The organism is Paenibacillus sp. FSL K6-2862 (genome assembly GCF_038005125.1).
GTDB lineage: Bacteria > Bacillota > Bacilli > Paenibacillales > Paenibacillaceae > Paenibacillus > Paenibacillus illinoisensis_A.
In genome coordinates, this window is record NZ_JBBOSN010000001.1 from 186016 (window position 1) to 206845 (window position 20830).

15 protein-coding genes and 1 other RNA gene are annotated in these 20830 nt (G+C 42.7%); 15 read left to right on the forward strand and 1 reads right to left on the reverse strand.

The features are described from left to right. The first annotated feature begins 409 nt into the window (after positions 1–409). The 9 genes from MHB82_RS00920 (at position 410) to smpB (ending at position 12044) form a co-directional block, all read left to right on the forward strand. Positions 410–1435 carry a sugar-binding transcriptional regulator gene (locus MHB82_RS00920; RefSeq protein WP_095362035.1) on the forward strand — a complete coding sequence of 342 codons (1026 nt, stop codon included), beginning with the start codon at positions 410–412 and terminating at the stop codon, positions 1433–1435. A 106-nt stretch (positions 1436–1541) separates the two neighbouring features. After that, positions 1542–2549 carry a type I glyceraldehyde-3-phosphate dehydrogenase gene (gene gap, locus MHB82_RS00925; protein WP_095293026.1) on the forward strand — a complete coding sequence of 336 codons (1008 nt, stop codon included), beginning with the start codon at positions 1542–1544 and terminating at the stop codon, positions 2547–2549. A gap of 149 nt (positions 2550–2698) precedes the next feature. Further along, the gene (locus MHB82_RS00930; protein ID WP_095362034.1) at positions 2699–3880 is read left to right on the forward strand and encodes a phosphoglycerate kinase; all 1182 of its coding nucleotides are present in this window, start codon (positions 2699–2701) and stop codon (positions 3878–3880) included. 33 nt (positions 3881–3913) lie between these two features. Beyond that, positions 3914–4666 carry a triose-phosphate isomerase gene (gene tpiA / locus MHB82_RS00935; protein ID WP_341173586.1) on the forward strand — a complete coding sequence of 251 codons (753 nt, stop codon included), beginning with the start codon at positions 3914–3916 and terminating at the stop codon, positions 4664–4666. Then, on the forward strand, positions 4666–6210 hold the full coding sequence (gene gpmI / locus MHB82_RS00940) for a 2,3-bisphosphoglycerate-independent phosphoglycerate mutase (RefSeq protein WP_095362033.1): 1545 nt from the start codon (positions 4666–4668) through the stop codon (positions 6208–6210). Before tpiA ends, gpmI begins: the two co-directional genes overlap by 1 nt. A gap of 240 nt (positions 6211–6450) precedes the next feature. Then, the gene (eno, locus tag MHB82_RS00945; RefSeq protein WP_095293032.1) at positions 6451–7737 is read left to right on the forward strand and encodes a phosphopyruvate hydratase; all 1287 of its coding nucleotides are present in this window, start codon (positions 6451–6453) and stop codon (positions 7735–7737) included. 171 nt (positions 7738–7908) lie between these two features. Continuing rightward, complete coding sequence (gene secG, locus MHB82_RS00950; protein WP_095362032.1) at positions 7909–8142, forward strand: preprotein translocase subunit SecG; 234 nt, start codon at positions 7909–7911, stop codon at positions 8140–8142. 507 nt (positions 8143–8649) lie between these two features. Continuing rightward, positions 8650–11382, forward strand: coding sequence for a ribonuclease R (gene rnr / locus MHB82_RS00955; RefSeq protein ID WP_341173587.1), 2733 nt, complete (start codon positions 8650–8652; stop codon positions 11380–11382). A gap of 179 nt (positions 11383–11561) precedes the next feature. Further along, a complete protein-coding gene (gene smpB, locus MHB82_RS00960) occupies positions 11562–12044 on the forward strand; it encodes an SsrA-binding protein SmpB (RefSeq protein ID WP_095362030.1) in 483 nt (160 codons plus the stop codon). A 227-nt stretch (positions 12045–12271) separates the two neighbouring features. On the opposite strand, the gene MHB82_RS00965 is transcribed toward smpB, so the two are convergent. Continuing rightward, the gene (locus MHB82_RS00965; protein WP_341173588.1) at positions 12272–12508 is read right to left on the reverse strand and encodes a hypothetical protein; all 237 of its coding nucleotides are present in this window, start codon (positions 12506–12508) and stop codon (positions 12272–12274) included. A gap of 113 nt (positions 12509–12621) precedes the next feature. Between MHB82_RS00965 and ssrA the strand changes: the two genes are divergently transcribed. The 6 genes from ssrA (at position 12622) to MHB82_RS00995 (ending at position 20682) form a co-directional block, all read left to right on the forward strand. Then, positions 12622–12986: a transfer-messenger RNA gene (gene ssrA, locus MHB82_RS00970) on the forward strand. A 326-nt stretch (positions 12987–13312) separates the two neighbouring features. Next, entirely contained in the window at positions 13313–14443 is a 1131-nt protein-coding gene (locus MHB82_RS00975; protein WP_341173589.1) for a protein kinase family protein, read from the forward strand. A gap of 207 nt (positions 14444–14650) precedes the next feature. After that, a complete protein-coding gene (locus tag MHB82_RS00980) occupies positions 14651–15703 on the forward strand; it encodes a PIN domain-containing protein (RefSeq protein ID WP_341173590.1) in 1053 nt (350 codons plus the stop codon). A 769-nt stretch (positions 15704–16472) separates the two neighbouring features. Then, positions 16473–17672 carry a DUF262 domain-containing protein gene (locus tag MHB82_RS00985; protein ID WP_341173591.1) on the forward strand — a complete coding sequence of 400 codons (1200 nt, stop codon included), beginning with the start codon at positions 16473–16475 and terminating at the stop codon, positions 17670–17672. Beyond that, entirely contained in the window at positions 17669–19111 is a 1443-nt protein-coding gene (locus MHB82_RS00990) for an ATP-dependent nuclease (RefSeq protein WP_341173592.1), read from the forward strand. Before MHB82_RS00985 ends, MHB82_RS00990 begins: the two co-directional genes overlap by 4 nt. Before the next feature lie 317 nt (positions 19112–19428). Then, on the forward strand, positions 19429–20682 hold the full coding sequence (locus MHB82_RS00995; RefSeq protein ID WP_341173593.1) for a mechanosensitive ion channel family protein: 1254 nt from the start codon (positions 19429–19431) through the stop codon (positions 20680–20682). The last annotated feature ends 148 nt before the right edge of the window (positions 20683–20830 follow it).

Below are 20830 nucleotides of genomic sequence, written 5' to 3' on the forward strand. Positions count from 1 at the left end.
CATGGGATTCTGAAATGCAAGAGATATGATCAAGCTTATGGTTTGGAATGACCTGAAATTGATCATGATGATGAAGAATGGATAAAGAGAGCATTTAAGTAAATGCTAAGAGAAGTTTTGGACGGGTTGCATGAAGCACGATCCTGGAGTCAATAGAAGCGATATATAGATGTGAATTTTGGTTTTCTTCTATATATGGTATGAATGTGGCTGCACTTTCCTTTGGAAGTTGGAGATTGTGAAAATAAGCGCGTACAATGGGCCAAAACGTTGTGAAATAAGGCTTTTGAAACACTTGCATGTCACGTCAGTTTTAGGTAGAATAGACGTGGGACTTAAAAAGTTAACCCGGGACATTTTAGGGCCATGAAAGAGAGCTTGGAACGAGAAGCTTGCGGGAGTGGAAAGCATGCGAACGATTTTAGAAGTGCAAAAGCAGCTTCTGCCTGATCTCATGGATGTCTTGAAAAAGAGGTATACGATTCTGCACCAGATCATGTTATCGGATGTGATCGGGAGAAGGACGTTAGCCAATTCCATGCAGATGACCGAGCGGGTTCTGAGGGCTGAGACCGATTTGTTAAAGGCTCAGGGACTTATTGAAATTGACAGTGCAGGGATGAAGATCAGTGAGGCAGGGCATGATCTGCTGCAGCAGTTAGAGCCAGTAGCCAAAGAGCTGTTCGGATTATCCGAGCTGGAAGAACGCATCAAGCAAGCCTACGGTCTGCAAAAGGTAGTTGTCGTTCCCGGCGATTCGGACATTTCTCCATTTGCCAAACGGGAACTGGGTAAGGCTGGAGCGAAGGCTCTTAGTCAAGTAATGAATGATAACGACGTTGTTGCCGTAACAGGCGGATCAACAACGGCAGGAGTAGCAGAGCAGCTGACTCCGCCAACATCGCTTAAAGGTGTCTGGTTCGTACCGGCCCGCGGCGGATTGGGAGAAAGCCTCGAAATTCAGGCCAATACGATTGCATCGACAATGGCAAAACGGGTAGGGGCACAATACAAACTCCTGCATGTACCGGATTTGCTTAGTGATCATGCTTATGAATCGTTAATTCAGGACCCGAGCGTCCAGGAGATTCTTCAGCTGATCAGACAGTCACGCATCGTAATTCACGGAATCGGTGATGCCGTGGAGATGGCGCGAAGACGCAAACTTGCAACGGAGATCATTGAAGAACTTCAGGAGCAAGGAGCTGTATCTGAATCCTTTGGTTATTATTTTAACGATCAGGGTGAAGTGGTACATACCATGCTCACTCTGGGTATGCGACTTCAGGATATTGAACGGACCGATGTGGTGATTGGAATTGCGGGCGGCAAAAGTAAAGCAGCTGCCATTCATTCCGTACTGCGATTCGGACAGGAAGATATTCTGATTATTGATGAGGCAGCTGCCGAAGTCATCGTTGCCGAAATGGAATAAAGACTTTCTTTTACCACAACTCTTGTTGTCTTGACGGACTTCACCGTCTGTCTTGAATATATAGCTTCATAAAAAAATTAAATCAAAACTTGGGAGGAACTTACTCATGATTAAAGTAGGTATTAACGGTTTTGGACGTATTGGTCGCTTGGCATTCCGCCGTATTCAAAATGTAGAGGGCATTGAAGTAGTAGCAATCAACGACTTGACTGACGCTAAAATGCTGGCTCATTTGCTTAAATATGATACAACTCAAGGTCGCTTCGATGGCGATGTTGAAGTACACGACGGCTTCTTCAAAGTGAACGGCAAAGAAGTTAAAGTACTGGCTAACCGTAACCCAGAAGAACTTCCTTGGGGCGACCTGGGCGTAGACATCGTTCTGGAATGTACTGGATTCTTCACAACGAAAGAAGCAGCTGAGAAGCACCTTAAAGGCGGCGCTAAAAAAGTTGTTATCTCCGCACCAGCTACTGGCGACATGAAAACCATCGTTTACAACGTAAACCATGAAATCCTCGACGGTACTGAAACTGTAATCTCCGGCGCATCTTGCACAACAAACTGCCTGGCTCCTATGGCAAAAACACTGCAAGACAAATTCGGAATCGTTCAAGGTTTGATGACTACAATTCACGCTTACACTGGCGACCAAAACACATTGGATGCTCCACACCCTAAAGGTGACTTCCGTCGTGCTCGCGCAGCAGCTGAAAACATCATCCCTAACACAACTGGTGCTGCTAAAGCAATCGGTTTGGTTATCCCTGAACTGCAAGGTAAACTCGACGGTGCAGCTCAACGTGTACCAGTAGCTACTGGTTCCCTGACTGAGCTCGTAACTGTTCTTGGACAAAAAGTAACTGCTGATGAAGTTAACGCAGCAATGAAAGAAGCTTCCGATCCACAAACTTTCGGATACACTGAAGACGAAATCGTATCTTCCGATATCCAAGGTATCACTTTCGGTTCCCTGTTTGATGCAACTCAAACTAAAGTTCTGACTGTTGGCGACCAACAACTGGTTAAAACTGTAGCTTGGTATGACAACGAAATGTCCTACACAGCTCAATTGGTTCGCACTTTGGAGCACTTTGCAAAAATGATTAAGTAATATCTGCAATAACATAGAGCGGAAACAGATGCTATTGTTTCCGCTCTTTATCTATCAACATTTTGCAAATTTCTCAAAAACACCAGGATTGACAGGGGATTTGGGCTCCTGATCGGTCCACCAAATACATGGGTGCGGAGGAAATACAGATGAACAAAAAAAGTGTACGCGATATCGAATTGACAGGAAAACGGGCTTTTGTCCGTGTAGATTTCAATGTGCCGCTCGAAGATGGTAAAATTACAGATGACAAACGTATTCGTGCAACACTGCCAACGATCAACTACTTGATCGAAAAAGGTGCGAAAGTCATTCTTGCGAGCCACATGGGTCGTCCAAATGGCGAAGTTGTGGAATCCTTGCGTTTGACTCCAGCGGCTGAGCGTTTGTCTGAGCTGCTTGGTAAAAAAGTGGTTAAAGCTGACGATTCCATCGGTGAAACCGTTAAAGCGCAAGTTGCTGAACTGAACAATGGTGACGTGTTGTTGCTTGAAAACGTTCGTTTCCATGCAGGCGAAGAGAAAAACGATCCAGAACTCGCAAAACAATTTGCTGAACTGGCTGACGTTTTCGTTAACGATGCTTTCGGAGCAGCTCACAGAGCACATGCTTCAACAGAAGGTATCGCTCACTTGCTGCCAGCAGTATCCGGTCTTTTGATGGAGAAAGAACTTGACGTGCTCGGCAAAGCCATTTCCAACCCTGAGCGTCCTTTCACTGCAATCATTGGTGGATCCAAAGTTAAGGATAAAATCGATGTAATCGACAACCTGCTTAACATTGCAGACAACGTAATCATCGGTGGAGGATTGTCCTATACATTCATGAAGGCTCAAGGCCACGAAGTAGGCCAATCCCTGTTGGATGAGTCCAAACTGGATGTAGCTCTGGGCTTCATCGAAAAAGCGAAAAAACTGGGTAAAAACTTCTATCTGCCAGTAGATATCGTCATTTCTGATGATTTCAGCGCTAACGCAAACACAAAAGTGGTTGAAGTTGGCGACATTCCTGCAGATTGGGAAGGTATCGACATCGGTCCTAAAACACGTGAGATCTATGCTGACGTTGTTAAAAACTCCAAACTTGTTGTATGGAACGGACCAATGGGCGTATTCGAAATTGAGCCTTTCTCCCACGGTACTCGTGCAGTGGCGGAAGCTTGTGCAACAACCGATGCTTACACAGTAATTGGTGGTGGCGACTCCGCAGCAGCAGCTGAGAAGTTCAAACTGGCTGATAAAATGGACCACATCTCCACAGGTGGCGGTGCATCGCTGGAATTCATGGAAGGCAAAGTGCTTCCAGGCGTAGTTGCATTGAACGACAAGTAAGTTTTAAGCTATAGCATGAAGGAGTTGAAAACCATGAGAACACCGATTATCGCAGGTAACTGGAAAATGTTCAAAACGGTTTCCGAATCCAATGACTTCATTCAGGAAGTTAAAGGAAAAGCGGAAGTTGAAGGCGTAGAGACTGTAATCTGTGCACCGTTTACGAATCTGCCTACATTGGTAGAAGCTGTGAAAGGCACAAACATCAAAATTGGTGCTCAAAATCTTCACTTTGAAGACAACGGTGCATTCACTGGTGAAATCAGCGGCGTAATGCTGAAAGACCTGAGCGTGGATTATGTAATCATTGGTCACTCGGAGCGCCGTCAATATTTTGCGGAAACCGATGAGACTGTCAATAAAAAATTGCATGCAGCATTCCGTCACGGATTGACTCCAATCTTCTGTCTTGGTGAGACACTTGAAGAGCGCGAAGCGAACCAAACAAAAGACGTATGCAAAGTGCAAACGGAAGCTGCTTTTGCAGGTTTGTCTGCAGATCAAGCGGCACAAGTGGTTATCGCTTATGAACCAATCTGGGCGATTGGTACAGGTAAATCCTCCACATCCCAAGATGCGAATGAAGTTATTGCTTACATCCGCAGCCTGGTGAAGGATCTGTACGACGAGAAGGTTGCAAGTGCAGTTCGTATTCAATACGGCGGCAGTGTTAAACCAGAGAACGTAACAGAATACCTCGGACAAAGCGACATCGACGGCGCGCTTGTTGGCGGTGCCAGCTTGCAGCCGGCTTCGTTCATCGCGCTTGTTGAGGGGGCGAAGTAATGACAGCTCCAAAACCTGTAGCACTGATCATCATGGATGGCTTTGGTCTTCGTAACACGGTGGAAGGCAACGCAGTAGCGCAAGCCAAAAAGCCGAACTACGATCGCTTCATGAGCCAATTCCCACACACAACTCTCACTGCTTGCGGTGAAGCTGTAGGTTTGCCAGAAGGGCAAATGGGGAACTCCGAGGTAGGTCACCTGAACATTGGTGCCGGCCGGATCGTATACCAGGATTTGACCCGTATCTCCAAATCAATTCGTGACGGAGAGTTCTTCGACAACGAAACACTTGTCAAAGCTGTGCGCGAAGCGAAACAAAACGGCAAAAAGCTTCACCTATACGGATTGTTGTCTGATGGCGGCGTACATAGTCACATCGACCACCTGTTTGCCATGCTGGATCTGGCCAAAAAAGAAGGAATGAATGACGTTTATATTCATGCCTTCCTGGATGGCCGTGACGTTATGCCGGATAGCGGTAAAGACTTCATGAAGAAGCTGATCGCCAAAATTGAGGAAGTCGGTGTAGGACAAATCGCTACGGTTCAAGGTCGCTACTACGCGATGGACCGTGACAAACGTTGGGAACGTGTTGAGAAATCATATCGTGCCATCGTTTATGGTGATGGACCAAAATACAACGACCCACTCAGAGCGGTTGAAGAATCGTATGAGAAGTCCGTATTTGACGAATTCGTTGAGCCAACGGTTATCGTTAAAGCGGATGGTGAGCCGGTAGGTTTGGTGGAAAGCGGCGATTCCGTTATCTTCCTGAACTTCCGTCCTGACCGTGCGATTCAGCTGTCACAAGTATTCACGAACAAGGATTTCCGTGGTTTCGACCGCGGTCCGAAATTCCCAGAAGGCTTGCACTTTGTCTGCCTGACGTTGTTCAGTGAAACGGTTGAAGGTTATGTGGCTTACTCGCCTAAAAACCTCGACAATACACTGGGTGAAGTTCTGGTTCAGAACAACAAGAAACAGCTGCGTATTGCTGAAACCGAGAAATACCCGCACGTTACCTTCTTCTTCAGCGGTGGACGCGACGTTGAGCTTCCAGGCGAAACTCGCGTGCTGATCAACTCACCAAAAGTTGCAACGTACGATCTGCAACCGGAGATGAGCGCTTATGAAGTAGCTGACGCATGTGTTCGCGAGATTGAAGCGGACAAACATGATGCGATCATTCTGAACTTCGCCAACCCGGATATGGTTGGACACTCCGGCATGCTGGAGCCTACTATTAAGGCGGTTGAAGTGACAGATGAGTGCATGGGACGTGTTGTTGATGCAGTACTCGCCAAAGGCGGCGTTGTTCTCATCACAGCTGACCATGGTAACGCGGATATGGTATTCGATGAGCAAGGACGTCCGTTCACTGCTCACACAACGAACCCGGTTCCATTTATCGTTACAGACGCTAACGTAACCTTGCGTGAAGGTGGAATCCTGGCCGATATCGCGCCAACGATTCTGGACCTGATGCAATTGCCTAAACCGGAAGAAATGACAGGTACTTCTGTCATCGCTACCCGTAAATAAGTTACACAGCCACATATACAAAGTGGGAAGTTTGGAGTTTGCCCCTGAACAAAGGAAGCAGAAATGGTCTGAAGAAACGAAGTGTTCGCCTTTATCACATGATTTCAACTTATTAAAATAAGTTCAAAGAAATCAGGGGATAACAGCGATCGGAAGACATTTCTGCTGACGTAGTGACATAAGGGCAAACACAAGTAGTCCCAAATTTAAATAATTCAAATTAAAAGGAGATTATCACTCATGACTATTATTTCTGACGTGTACGCTCGCGAAGTCCTCGACTCCCGCGGTAACCCTACAGTTGAAGTTGAAGTATACCTGGAGTCCGGCGCAATCGGACGCGCAATCGTTCCATCTGGTGCATCCACTGGTGCCCACGAAGCTGTTGAGCTTCGCGATGGTGACAAATCCCGTTACCTGGGTAAAGGCGTTCTGCAAGCTGTTAAGAACGTAAACGAAACAATCGCTCCAGAAGTAATCGGTATGGACGCTTTGGATCAACTGGGTATCGACAAAATGATGATCGCTTTGGATGGTACGCCAAACAAAGGTAAACTGGGTGCTAACGCAATCCTGGCTGTGTCCATGGCTGTAGCTCGCGCAGCTGCTGACGCTCTGGACCTGCCACTGTATGTTTACCTGGGCGGATTCAACGCTAAAGCACTGCCAGTACCAATGATGAACATCATCAACGGTGGTGAGCATGCTGACAACAACATCGACGTTCAAGAGTTCATGGTTCTTCCTGTTGGAGCACCAACGTTCAAAGAAGCTCTTCGCGTAGGCGCAGAAATCTTCCACAACCTGAAGTCCGTACTGAGCTCCAAAGGTCTGAACACAGCTGTGGGTGACGAAGGTGGTTTCGCACCGAACCTTGGTTCGAACGAAGAAGCAATCACTACAATCATCGAAGCGATTGAAAAAGCTGGATACAAACCAGGTGTTGACGTATTCTTGGGTATGGACGTAGCTTCCACTGAGTTCTACAAAGATGGTAAGTACACACTTGCTGGCGAAGGTAAATCTTACACTTCCGCTGAGTATGTTGACCTTCTGGCTTCATGGGTTGAGAAATACCCAATCATCACAATCGAAGACGGTATGTCCGAAGACGACTGGGATGGCTGGAAATTGCTCACAGAGAAACTGGGAGACAAAGTACAACTCGTTGGTGACGACTTGTTCGTAACGAACACTGAGCGTCTGGAAAAAGGTATCAACGAAGGTATTGGTAACTCCATCCTGATCAAAGTTAACCAAATCGGTACACTCACTGAAACATTCGATGCAATTGAAATGGCTAAACGTGCAGGATACACAGCTGTAATCTCCCACCGTTCCGGTGAGTCCGAAGACAGCACAATCGCTGACATCGCGGTTGCAACAAATGCAGGACAAATCAAAACAGGTGCACCTTCCCGTACAGACCGTATTGCGAAGTACAACCAATTGCTCCGCATCGAGGATCAACTGGGCGAACTGGCTCAATACAATGGTCTTAAAGGATTCTACAACCTTAAAAAATAAGCTGTGTTCACAGCTTCTAGGGCAAGCCGGGTAACCGGCTTGTCTTTTTCATTTCTTCATAGCATAGACAGTATCATGGATAAGGTTGTAGATTGGGAATAGCTGTGGTACAATTAAAGTAACTGTTTTTATGGTGAGATGTTATGCCCACATGGGTAGGAGGTGGAAAGAATGGATATTGCTTTGAAATTGCTGCTCGTTGTTTTCTCGATCGGTCTAATCACTGTAGTATTGCTGCAGCACGGGAAAAGCGCTGGTTTGGCGGGTGCCATCTCCGGTGGTGCGGAACATCTTTTCGGTAAAACGAAAGCGCGCGGATTGGATCTTTTCCTGCAACGTGCAACCGTTGTACTGGGTGCAGGATTTATGATCTTGGCTATCGTTGTTACAGTCATTTCCAAGTAAGGAATGCTGCTGTATTGAATGGTAGATCAAGCATATATGAATGAACGACCTAAGATGATGAACCTTCGTTTCGAGAAGAAACGGAGGTTTTTTAATACATTGGCGCATGTCCAAAGATTCCCAACTGCATTTTTTTAACCCATGTAATCTTCGGTTCCCCACTTCCATTTCGTTTTCCTTCCCGTTACTTAGCCCAGTTGCCTATTTAGTGGTTCAATACCAACGACTCTGCTCCATACATTTCATATTTCATCTTTGAACGTAGTTCTTTAAGGAATTTGTTATCCTAAAATCCAATGAAAACGTGTACTCATGAGGTGAAGTGCTGCATTCAGCTAAGGTTTGGATTATTTTGCGGGGTACGGATGCGGTGGATTGAATTCGTGTATACTAGGGTATGAGATAGTGAGGGCATGTGTTACGTGGCATGAAAAGTGCAAAAATTCCGATACATAAAGACAGGTTACAAACCAGATTACACTTTTACGTTTCCCGAGGTGAATATTAATGATAACAGAACAACAATTGCTCGACTTCATGCGGGAAACCGCTTATAAACCGATGACCTATCAGGAGCTGGAACAGCACTTCGAGATTGAAGATGCAGCTGATTTCAAAGCGTTTTTGATCATGCTGAATACACTGGAGGAATCCGGTAAGATTCTGCTTACCCGCAACAACAGGTACGGCATGCCTGAACGCATGAACCTGGTTCGCGGAAGGCTGCAGGCACATGCGAAGGGATTTGCTTTTCTCATCCCTGAGGATAAAGAGCATCCGGATGTCTACATCCATGCCAATGATATGAAGAGTGCGATGAACGGGGACACGGTCCTTGTTAAAGTGACGTCGCAGGGTCCATCCAATGGACGTTTGGAAGGCGAGATCGTCCGCATCGTTACACGTGCAGTTACCCAAGTGGTTGGTGTGTTCCAAAACCATGAGGTTTACGGCTTCGTCATTCCGGACGATAAGCGGATTAACCGTGATATTTTCATTCCGCGCACGAATTCTGCAGGGGCTGTAGATGGACAAAAGGTCGTTGCCAAAATCGTGAGCTACCCGGAAGGTCGCGCTGCAGCAGAAGGCGAAATTATTGAGATTCTTGGACATAAGGATGATCCAGGCATTGATATATTGTCCGTCATTCGCAAGCATCAGCTGCCGGAAGCATTCCCGGATGAAGTGGTGGAAGAAGCAGAACAAGCTCCGGAATCCATTACGGATGAAGAGATCGTGCAGCAGGGCCGCCGTGACTTGCGTGGATTAAACATCGTAACCATCGATGGCGAAGACGCCAAGGATCTGGACGATGCCGTCAATGTGGAGAAGCTGCCGAACGGGAACTACCGTCTGGGTGTTCATATTGCGGATGTCGGCTACTATGTACGCGAGAACTCCAAACTGGATCAGGAAGCATACAACCGCGGATGCAGCGTGTACTTGGTAGACCGCGTTATTCCGATGCTGCCGCATCGTCTATCGAACGGGATCTGCAGTTTGAATCCACAGGTGGATCGCCTTACGCTGTCCTGTGAAATGGAGTTCAACGACCAGATGAAGGTTGTGAACCACGACATCTTCACGAGTGTGATCAAAACCAAAGAGCGTATGACGTATGCCAACGTTCGTAAAATTCTTGAAGGCGAAGAGCCGGAATTGCTGGAGCGTTACAAGGATCTGGTGGATGACTTCCATCTGATGAAAGAAATTGCCCTTAAGCTTCGCGCCATGCGTATGCGCCGGGGTGCGGTTGACTTTGATTTTGAAGAGTCCAAAATCATTGTGAACGAAGAAGGTAAACCGGTCGATATCGTGAAACGCGAGCGTTCCATTGCAGAACAAATTATTGAAGAATTCATGCTGGCAGCCAATGAGACCGTGGCAGAGCACTTCCACTGGTTGAAGGTTCCGTTTATCTACCGTGTGCATGAAGATCCCGATCAGGAAAAATTGCAAAACTTCCTCGCTTTTGCAGCGAACTTCGGACACCATGTAAAAGGACGCGGTAACGCGATCCACCCTCGTGCACTCCAATCCCTGCTTGAGGATATCAATGGAACGAAGGAACAGACGGTCATCAGTACGATGATGCTGCGTTCCATGAAGCAGGCAAAGTATGATGCGGAGATGTCGGGACACTTTGGCCTCGCGGCTGAGTTCTACAGTCACTTCACATCACCGATTCGTCGTTATCCCGATCTGGTCATTCACCGTGTCATTCGGGAAGTGATTGAAAACAAAGGTGCTTTGCCTGAGAATCGTCAGGAATACCTGGCGTCACGCATGTCCGACATTGCGCAGCAATCGTCTGAGCGTGAACGTGTGGCTGTTGAAGCCGAGCGGGATACAGAGAAAATGAAGAAAGCCGAGTACATGCTCGATAAGGTCGGCGAAGAATTCGAAGGCATGATCAGCAGTGTAACCAGCTTCGGCATGTTCATTGAACTTGAGAATACGGTAGAAGGCTTGATTCGACTTAGTGCACTAACGGATGATTATTACCATTTTGACGATCAGCACATGGCTCTCATTGGTGAACGGACCTCGAAATTGTTCCGTATCGGAGATGAAGTGAAAATCCGTGTTGCTCGCGTGAGCATGGAAGAGTACACGATTGACTTTGAAATGGTGGATATGAAGCCACGCAGCGAACGGCCAGGCGGTTTTGGTGGTGGCAACCGAGGCGGCAGAGGCGGACGTCCTGCTGGCGGTGGTGGCCGGAGTGGCGCCAAAGGCGGTTCTGGTGGATTCAGTGGCTCGCGCGGAGGCAGCGGCAGCGGTAGCCGTGGTGGAAGAGCAACGGAAGAGAGCAGCAAGGGTGGACGTGGCAACTTCAGTGGAAAAGGTGGCGGTAAACAGAAAGGTGAACGCCGCACGGGAGATGCCAGTGCACCAGCTGCTGCTCGCGGCAAAGGCACAGGAGCAGTAAGCTTTGGTTTTGGATCGGGTAAAGGTGGATACAGCTCTGGGCCGTCTAGCCAGGACAGCAGCACTGGCAGTCAAGGGACTGATCTGAACAGCGGTAAAGGTCGTGGCGAAGGCAGCTTCAAATCCGGCAAGGGCGGGGGCAAAGGTGGCGGTGGACGCAAAAAGACGTCACCTAGCGGTATCTTTATCGGCGAAGCAGCTACACCTGGAGGTACGCAAGAAGGCGGAGCTCCGCGCCGTAAACGGAAAAAGAACAAAGGTGCATCCGCTAATGGAACTGCCGCTTTTGTACGGAAGAAGAAAAAGTAATATTCGTTTCGCACACTATGAAATGTGTGTAATGAGAAGGGGCGGCATATGCTGCCTCTTTCTTGATTTTAACAGCGGTCCTTGCTACAATTAAGGTCTGGCATGGGGTACCTGGGCTTCATTGGGTGCGCGGCTATAGAGCAAGGTACCGGCTTATTTTACGGAGAAGGAGTGAGGACATGGGCAAGAATGATGGACAGAGTAAAGTGCTTGCACAGAATAAAAAGGCTTCCCATGACTACTTCATTGAAGATACGTATGAAGCGGGCATGGTGCTTACCGGAACGGAGATCAAATCTCTTCGTAACGGCCGTGCGAATATTGGAGATGCGTTTGCCACCATTCGCAACGGTGAAATTCACATTCATAATATGCATATTAGTCCTTTTGAACAAGGGAACCGTAATAATCCCCTCGATCCAACACGTACGCGAAAGTTGCTGATGCATAAAGTGCAGATTCACAAACTGCTCGGGCTGTCGAAGCAGGATGGATACAGCATTGTGCCGCTGAAGATCTATATCCGCAATGGATACGCGAAGTTGCTGCTTGGCTTGGGTAAAGGTAAGAAACAGTATGATAAACGTGAGACTGCGGCCAAGCGGGATGCACAACGCGATATTCAACGGGCAATGCGCGAGAAGCAAAAGATCGCTCGCTGAGTTGAATTATTGTAGTATTGCGACGCGTAATAAGTTAACACTAGATGCGAAATAACTGAGGATCTCAAGTTTGGCCCAGGATTGGGCGGAGCTTGGGATTTTTATTTTAAGTGAGAATTGCTGTTTAAACATTTGGGGAGAGCCTTGAGAAGGTAAACCTGCAAGCACAGGATGCATAAGATAGAGTTAGGTGTGAAGTTGCTGAGCGAACGGATTCAGTTGATGCATTAAATGTAGCTGCTCTCTGCGTAGTCTGTACCAATTGTGGGTAAAATAAAGGAGGTACAATTGTTCGCAATCTCATGCTGGTAAACTTTACTTCGTCCGAGGGACGCGGTATAATATGTAGACGATTGAGCCTCAGATGGTGCATTGGTTAATCTTGCACAGATGCTCAGCCTGCTGGTACGACTTCCAGTAATCTGTACTATATCTGCATTCGGTACTGTGATATGATTATTCATGTAGCAGATAGGAATGCCGAGTTTGAAAGAGCATCTTTTTACCTTGGAGGAAAAAGATGTGCAGCACCTTTGCTCCGTATTCACGGATTAATCCTGGAGCCCTTCTTATATGAGGGGGCGTTTATGGATTCGACGGGGATAGTTCGAGCATGGGTAGCGGGTAGTGGGGACGCGTCCGCTTCATCAACGCTAAAGCCTATTAAACGGCAAACAACAAAACAACTACGCTTTCGCAGCCTAAGAAACTGTGTGCGTGCTTCTAACCTGCATCGCCCATGTGACAGGATTAGGGGCTAACAAGTAGTGGGATACGCTGTCACATCTCCGCCTGGGGTGTGCTGAAGAAGACAATCAGGCTGACCCAACGTATAGCCGGTTACGGGGCGATACTCGGGTGACATCAAAACTGTGACTACACCCGTAGAAGCTTATGTGTCGTTATCTTCGGACAGGGGTTCGACTCCCCTCGCCTCCATTAGTAGTATCAGCAACGGTCACCATTCGGTGGCCGTTTTTGCTTGTATACGAAGGGGAAGGTGTATCGCTCTAGATTTAGGGCATAGGGGTTATCTGACCGAGAATACGAAGTATCTTAGATAGTGTACATTCCTCTCGTATTTGAATCACCTGAGTATCGCCTCTTAATTAGCTTTACATTTTATCGATGAGTCGGTCCTCTTCAGTTTTTGTGACAGTTGGAGATGTGACACTCTATCTTAGTAGAATGCATAATATTGTCCTGGATTGACAATCTCCATCAACTTATGAGACCATAATTTGCAAGTTGATAAAAGGAGGATTACTATGTTGGTGCCAGGGGAACTTGTGAAGTTTGACAGTATGAAAAACTTTAGATATCTTTCTCCATTAGGGTCTGGAGGAACTGGAGACGCTCACCTTTTTAAGGATGAGACGACAGATATGTTGTTTGCGTTTAAGAAATACGCTCCTAAAAATGGTAACAACTCCGAAGATACATATAGACGTTTTGTAGATGAGATTAAAATCTTATTTAATATATCTCACAACAATATTGTGAGAATTTTTAATTACTATTTGTATCCTGAAGCCAAGACAGGCTACCTTCAAATGGAGTATGTAGAAGGCACGGCTCTTAATGAATTTGAACCGGGTTTCGGAAAAGTTTGGGAAGATGTTTTCAAAGATGTTATATATACATTTGAATATTTAGAAGAAAAGAAAATATTACACAGAGACATTCGTCCTGCGAACATACTAATAGACAAAAATGAAGATGTGAAAGTTATAGATTTTGGGTTCGGTAAAAAGTTAGAATTTGAAGAGGCAGGAGGAGAAAGTGTATTTCTTAATTGGCCGGTTACTCAATGGCCTCACGAGACTCAGTTAGAGGGTATATATAATCATCAATCTGAAATTTATTTTATTGGAAAGTTGTTTTATAACATTCTCAGAGATAAAGGGTATGCAAAGCAATTTAAGTTTAACTATATTATTGATAAAATGATTAAATTGGAGCCACACGAACGTTATACCTCATTTAATGATATTTCTCAAGCCATATCACAAGGAGTGATAAGTGAGATTGATTTCTCAAGGATAGAAAAGGAAACATATAAGAAATTTGCTGACGCTCTAGTTGATCATATCTATTACTACAATGATAAAAATGAGCCAATAAATGATATTGACTATATATTAAATAGATTAGGCTCCCTAATCCGGAGTAGTTCACTCGAAACGTTTATACAAAATAACTCTCAACTTATTAGATGTTTTGTTAAAGGGAGTTTTGGGTTCAATGAAAAATGCGATATTATGGTTCAGCATGTGAAAGACTTTTATCAATTATTAGTAAGACTAGATCCATATAAGCAAAAGATTGTACTTGATAATATTCAAACTCGTTTAAGTAGCATCGCAATTAATATAACAGACGATGATTTGCCATTCTAATTTGTGCAAAAAATCATATTCCTGTATCTTGATGAACTTAGTAAGATTTTCGTCCAAACTTCGTATCTGAGGGCTTAATATTAGTTGGGAAAGAGTATAACTCAATACTTAATAATCGGGGTAAAGTACTAGTTATGTTTGATTTTATGAGCTATTGTGGCAGGGCTTAGTGAATTTAATTTAAAATATTATCTAAGGAGAATTTAAATGAGTGGACTATTAACCAATAATGTTTTTATAGATTCCTCTATATACATTCAACGAAATTTTAATTTTACTGATCACTTGCTCGGACAAATATCAACTTTGTCTGCAAATAATCATATTAAACTTTATATAACTAGCATAGTGACAAATGAAATAAAGAATAAAATTGACGACAGAACTAAGGAAGCTAAATCAGCAATTGAATCACTTCGTAAAAAAGGAATGATTCTACGTAATATTAAGGAGTATGACGTAATCTTTAACAACGAAACAAGCGATTTGGTTAGCTCAGCGGTAAAGAAACAGTTTGAAGATTTTATAGAAAATTCGGGGGCTTTAGTAATCCCAGTAGAAGCTGTCTCGGTTGATAAACTTTTAGAGGGTTACTTTCAAATGATACCTCCGTTTAGTAGATCCAAAAAGGCAGAATTTCCTGATGCTATTAATTTGCTAGCAATTGATAATTGGTGTATTACTAATTCCGAACAAATGTATGTTATCTCTTTAGACAATGATCTTGTTAACTATTGTGAAGATAATGTGCGCCTACATTGTCTAGACAGCATTGACTCTTTCCTTAATTTAGTTAATAGTAGTGATGAATACAGGCATAATTTTGTCGTAAATTTATCAGAGAAGTTTTTTGAAAATATTGAAGAGAGTATTATCGAGAATTTCGAATGGCATGGTTTCTCATTAGAAAATGAGAACGGTTCGGTGGAGAATATTAATGTTCTGAGTGTTGAGTTAGAAGATGAAATTAACATTATTCAACTTGAAGAAGATAGAGCAACCCTTCAGTTTGAAGTTAGAGTTACTTTTGAAGCAGAAGTATCATATACTGACTATGAAAATTCATTGTATGACAAGGAGGAAGGAAAGTATATTTTCGAAAAAGAAGTTGAGTTAAAAGTTGAAACTGATGTTTTAGTTCCTGTAATCGTTGAAGTAAGTTTCGATATAACAAATGAATATAAACTTGAAATTACAAGTTGTGATCTTAATGAATCAAAAGATATATATATTAGATTGTACGAAGACGATTACTATTAATGAAGCGCAGGGAGTGGGGACACGACACCTTTATCAACGCTAAAGCATATTAAACTGAAAAAAAAGAACAACTAAGCTTCGTAGCTAATAATTTTTGAGTGCGCTTTCGCTATGTATCAAACATGTACCAGAGTGAGGTCTCAACTTTAGTTGGGATACGGTGTCACATTTCAGCTTCTGGTATGCTACAATAAACAAAGAGCTGAGCCAAAGCAAGAAGTTTGCGGGGCAACACTCAGATGACATCAAAACTGTGAATAAACACGTAGAAGCTTATGTGTCGTTGTCTACGGACAGCGTTTCCCCTGCCTCCATTACGTTAACAAGAAGCACCGATGAGGGTGCTTTTTTATGCTTTTTTATCAATTTAAGTATTAAGATCAATGTGATTTTTTTAAATAAATCCTTTGTATACCCACCCTACTATTGATGGTTTAAAAACAGTATTTTTAGGGATCAGTGATTGTGAATAAAGCTTTTTAATTGAAAGTTAAGATTTTATAATTTAATGAGTGATGAAAAATATGTGTATATAAATTGTTGACGTTACCTGGGTTGGATGTCCATTAAGCTTATGAGATTTTTAAAATAACAAGGTCTAATAATATTGTACTACAAATACACTTTGAGAATCGTTTTTCGTAATCTTATCCTAATTTCTCAGAAACATTTGAGAATTTTTAGATTTAAGTGTTCGTTTATGAACAAAAAAGGTAATTTAAAAATTGTGTCGAATGACTATTCTTATTACGAAAGTTGGAGGGATTGTATGAGGCTTTTACCTTCTGATCCAGATGTGCAAACAATAATTGCTAGAATAAAAAGTGGTGTTATTAATTTACAACCTGAGTTTCAACGTGGTGAAGTTTGGGGAGATGCTAAAAAGCGTAGATTAATAGATAGTATTCTGAGAGATTGGCATGTTCCGCCTATTCATATTATAGAAATTAAAGAGAATGGAAGACAAGAAGTATTAGACGGGCAGCAACGACTAGTGGCGATCAGAGATTTTGTTAATGGGGAAGTTTTAGTCGATGGCAATACAGAACCCCTCGATAATGAAATTTGCGAATTAAACAATCTTGACTATAATTCTTTACCAGAGTTTTGGAAAAATAGATTCGATCAGTTTACTATTCGAATATTTAAGATAGTTGATTATCTTCCTTCGGAGCCAGGCGAACTTTTCTACAGGTTGAATCAGCCGACTAGTCTTACAGCAGCAGAACAAAGAAATGCATTTTTTGGTCCAGCACGTCAGCAAGTTAAAGATATTGTTACAATGTTTGAGAACATTGGGCTAAATAAAGATTTTTTAGGGTTTTCCAACTCGAGAATGGCATTCGATGATGTTATTTCTAAATTTTTCTATATTCTTGATTCGGGGACATTACTAGAAAAAGTAACTTCAAATAGTGTAACTAATAAATATAGATCTCAAGAAGAGTTTAGTAAGGATACTCTGTATAGAGTACATAAGGCAGTTGATTTTTTTGGAGAAGCTAGCATTTTTGTTGACTTTAAAGCCAAATTCAACAAAGCAACATTATTCTCTTGGCTTTGTTTTATTGCACAATTACACTCTAATAGAATTGGTATATCTTCAAAAATACTTGGAAGATATATAAGTTTTTTTGAATACAATAGAGTTAGCCTTAAAACAATTAATATGCAAAATAAATTGAATATGTATAAATATGAAATGAGTTCATTTGATGAAGAACTACTCCGCATATTTAATGACAGAGCTAGTTCTAGAGTAGCTGATACCACATCTGTTATAGCAAGAGATATCGTTTTATGGTACTTTTTTAATAAGTTTCTAAGAGCAGAGTCAATATTGATTGATAATCATATAGAACAGATAGAGAAAATTGATTGGTTTTTCAAAACAAGTTTATTCCCTGATGACCCTAGTATGCTTATTTCTTCTTTAATTGATAGTGCTTCTTGGGGTGTTCATATATGAGATCGGCTCGTACTAATGATCACTGGAGAAGAGTTTACGCGCGCGAATATAGTGTAAACATATCAACTTTAAAATTTAATAATATTGCTGGAGTAGGCGAAGGTACTATAGATTTTAATGGTGGAATAACAGCATTATGTGGTGCAAATGGAGTTGGTAAATCTACCCTATTGAATGCAGTTTTAAGTGTGTTAAAACCTAAGGAATTTCAAAATTCAGTAAGTTATACAAGGTTGTTAGGGTCAATCCTTGATGCTCAAATTACTACGTCTAAGGGAGCAATTAATCAGAGTTTATGTTTCCGTGATGGTATTATTGATGCATCAGTAATTGATGAGGATATTGGGGTAGAGGTAATTATGATAGATCCGTCATCTAATTGCTATGAACAAGTTAAATTCTACAGAAGTATGTCGAATATGGAAGAGTTGTTAGATGGGTATGAGCCCATTATTTCAACTGAAGCCGAAATGAAACAAGTTTCCTATATTATTGGGAAAGAATACACATCTTGTAGTACATATGAAATTGAGGATATAGGCAAATATGGAGTGATCCCCTATTTTCAAGTATCTACTTTAAATGGTAATTATGGCACTGAGACCATGGGCTTAGGGGAGCTCTCAGCACATCAAATTGTTTGGCAGCTTAGGCGTTGTTCTAAAAACTCAATAATACTAATAGAGGAACCAGAGTCATTCCTAGCACCAAAATCACAAGAAGCCCTATTAAATGTTATTGCTAAATATGTGGAGGAAAAAGGGGGGTGGGTTATTTTATCTACCCACTCACCAAACATCTTAGAAAGAATACCAATTGATCACATCAGATTACTAACAAGAGTTGGTGATAAGGTCCAGGTTATGACCCCGAGTAGTCGTGATGCACATTTGACATCATTTGGGGTAGATCCCAAAAAATCATCCGTTCTTCTAGTTGAGGATAAGTTTGCTAGAGAATTCATTAAAATACTATTATCTTACTATGATCCATTTCTTATTCAAAAAATAGATATACTTGAAGCTGGCGACGAAAGTAAATTGAAGAGTATAATTAGGGTTTTTCCAAAATCGAGTTGGTTGAAGATTATTGGTGTTTTTGATGGTGATATGAGAAGTTTTAAGGAAGTGTGTAAATGGCCTTACACATTCTTGCCAGCTAATGTTGCTCCAGAACAGATTCTAAAGGAGGAGGCTCTTCAAAATATAAATTTACTATCTAGCTTGCTCGGTAAATCAGAAGATTTAATATCAATTATACTCTCTTCACTGGAGGGACTTGATCACCATGATTGGTTTATAGAGCTTCAACATAAATTAAGTGTTTCTTACGAACAACTTATCTTTACATTGTTCAAAGTATGGATAAATAAATCAAAAAATAATGAGATAGCTTTAGATGTATATACTAAGATTAATGGATTAATTAATGAGGACTAGAATTTTATTTAAATAATCACAAGTTTCTTCACAACAAAGCCGGAGGGAAATCCAGCTACTTGTCTATTGTTAATATTTTTTTCATTTGCAATAAATAATTGTGATCCAATAAATTAATTTGTGAGTAGATGCTTTTTGAACAAAAACAAGTTTGCCCTCTCGCTGGCCACAACTCATGCTTCTAAAACAAGTTCAGAAGGACCTCCCCAAAAGGATGGTCTTTTTCTTTTGTTAAAATTACATTATCTTGAATTTTGCTTCGTACGAGAGAGTCATTTATAATGAAAAGCTAAACTAGACTGCGTTAGGAGGAAACAATGGATTTTATCAAAAAACAACTAGACGGAACGGGCATGAGTGAACAAACCATTGGCATTCTTTCAAACATCATCATGGTTATTTTTATTGCGGTGGTCTCCATCCTGGCGAATTATATAGCCAAAAGAATCGTGCTGAAGACGGTCCATCATATCGTCAATAACAATCGGTACAAATGGGGCCATATCATTGTGGAGAAAAAGCTGTTCCACAAGCTGTCACATCTTGTGCCGGCCATTATTATCTATTATTCTGCTTATGTCTTTCCATCCTATCAGGCCTTGATTGAAAAGGCTGCAATGACCTACATGATTGTCATCATGATTACGGTTCTCAATGCCTTACTCAATGTGTTTGATGACATATATCGTTCCTATGAAGTCTCCAAGATCAGGCCGATCAAAGGTTATATCCAGGTCGCCAAGATTATTCTTTTCATCATCGGGGGCATTATCGTCATTTCGAGCCTTATTGGTCAGAATCCGTTGATCATTCTCAGTGGACTTGGTGCGTTATCGGCTGTGCTGATGCTGGTATTCAAGGACTCCATCCTGGGCCTCGTGGCAGGCGTTCAATTGTCATCGAATGACATGGTACGTGTTGGCGACTGGATTGAAATGCCGAAATATAATGCAGATGGTGACGTCATTGACATTACACTTAATACGGTTAAGGTAAGAAATTTTGATAAAACAATCACGATGATTCCGAGTTATGCCCTGATATCGGACTCGTTCAGAAACTGGCGAGGCATGCAGGTATCGGGCGGCAGAAGGATTAAGCGAAGCGTCTATATTGATACAAGCAGTATCACCTTTTGCACCGAAGACATGATTGAGGAATTCCGGAAGATCCACTATCTTACCGATTATATCGCTACGCGAATCAATGAAATTAACGAGTACAATATGGAGCATCAGATTAATACGGAGAGCAAAGTAAACGGCAGACAGCTCACGAATGTGGGGGTATTCCGGGAATATATCCATCAGTATCTGAAAAATCATCCGAAGATTCATCAGGATATGACGTTGATCGTGAGACAGCTAGCACCGGGAGACAACGGACTTCCGCTCGAGATCTATGCATTCAGCAATGATATCACCTGGGGAGTGTATGAATCGGTGCAGGCCGATATCTTTGACCACATCTTTGCTGTGGCGCCGACGTTTGGTCTTCGTGCTTTCCAAAACCCAACGGGTCACGATATCGTTCAGCTTAAGGAAAGCCCGCAATTTTCGCGTGGCTACTAAAATATAAATACCAAAGGATACTGAGTTCAGCTCATATGCATTAATGAAGGCCTGCACCGTCTGGAAAGAATTGATTCAATCGTGCATGGAGGGGTAGAATAAACGAGAGGGACTAACTAATTTTCCATTCGTTTCGTATACCTTTTTA

Excerpts from the sequence above, each read along its gene's own strand:
- MHB82_RS00920 (WP_095362035.1), top strand. The coding sequence starts at position 410 with ATGCGAACGATTTTAGAAGTGCAAAAGCAGCTTCTGCCTGATCTCATG.
- gap (WP_095293026.1), top strand. The coding sequence starts at position 1,542 with ATGATTAAAGTAGGTATTAACGGTTTTGGACGTATTGGTCGCTTGGCA.
- MHB82_RS00930 (WP_095362034.1), top strand. The coding sequence starts at position 2,699 with ATGAACAAAAAAAGTGTACGCGATATCGAATTGACAGGAAAACGGGCT.
- tpiA (WP_341173586.1), top strand. The coding sequence starts at position 3,914 with ATGAGAACACCGATTATCGCAGGTAACTGGAAAATGTTCAAAACGGTT.
- gpmI (WP_095362033.1), top strand. The coding sequence starts at position 4,666 with ATGACAGCTCCAAAACCTGTAGCACTGATCATCATGGATGGCTTTGGT.
- eno (WP_095293032.1), top strand. The coding sequence starts at position 6,451 with ATGACTATTATTTCTGACGTGTACGCTCGCGAAGTCCTCGACTCCCGC.
- secG (WP_095362032.1), top strand. The coding sequence starts at position 7,909 with ATGGATATTGCTTTGAAATTGCTGCTCGTTGTTTTCTCGATCGGTCTA.
- rnr (WP_341173587.1), top strand. The coding sequence starts at position 8,650 with ATGATAACAGAACAACAATTGCTCGACTTCATGCGGGAAACCGCTTAT.
- smpB (WP_095362030.1), top strand. The coding sequence starts at position 11,562 with ATGGGCAAGAATGATGGACAGAGTAAAGTGCTTGCACAGAATAAAAAG.
- MHB82_RS00965 (WP_341173588.1), bottom strand. The coding sequence starts at position 12,508 with ATGAATAATCATATCACAGTACCGAATGCAGATATAGTACAGATTACT.
- MHB82_RS00975 (WP_341173589.1), top strand. The coding sequence starts at position 13,313 with ATGTTGGTGCCAGGGGAACTTGTGAAGTTTGACAGTATGAAAAACTTT.
- MHB82_RS00980 (WP_341173590.1), top strand. The coding sequence starts at position 14,651 with ATGAGTGGACTATTAACCAATAATGTTTTTATAGATTCCTCTATATAC.
- MHB82_RS00985 (WP_341173591.1), top strand. The coding sequence starts at position 16,473 with ATGAGGCTTTTACCTTCTGATCCAGATGTGCAAACAATAATTGCTAGA.
- MHB82_RS00990 (WP_341173592.1), top strand. The coding sequence starts at position 17,669 with ATGAGATCGGCTCGTACTAATGATCACTGGAGAAGAGTTTACGCGCGC.
- MHB82_RS00995 (WP_341173593.1), top strand. The coding sequence starts at position 19,429 with ATGGATTTTATCAAAAAACAACTAGACGGAACGGGCATGAGTGAACAA.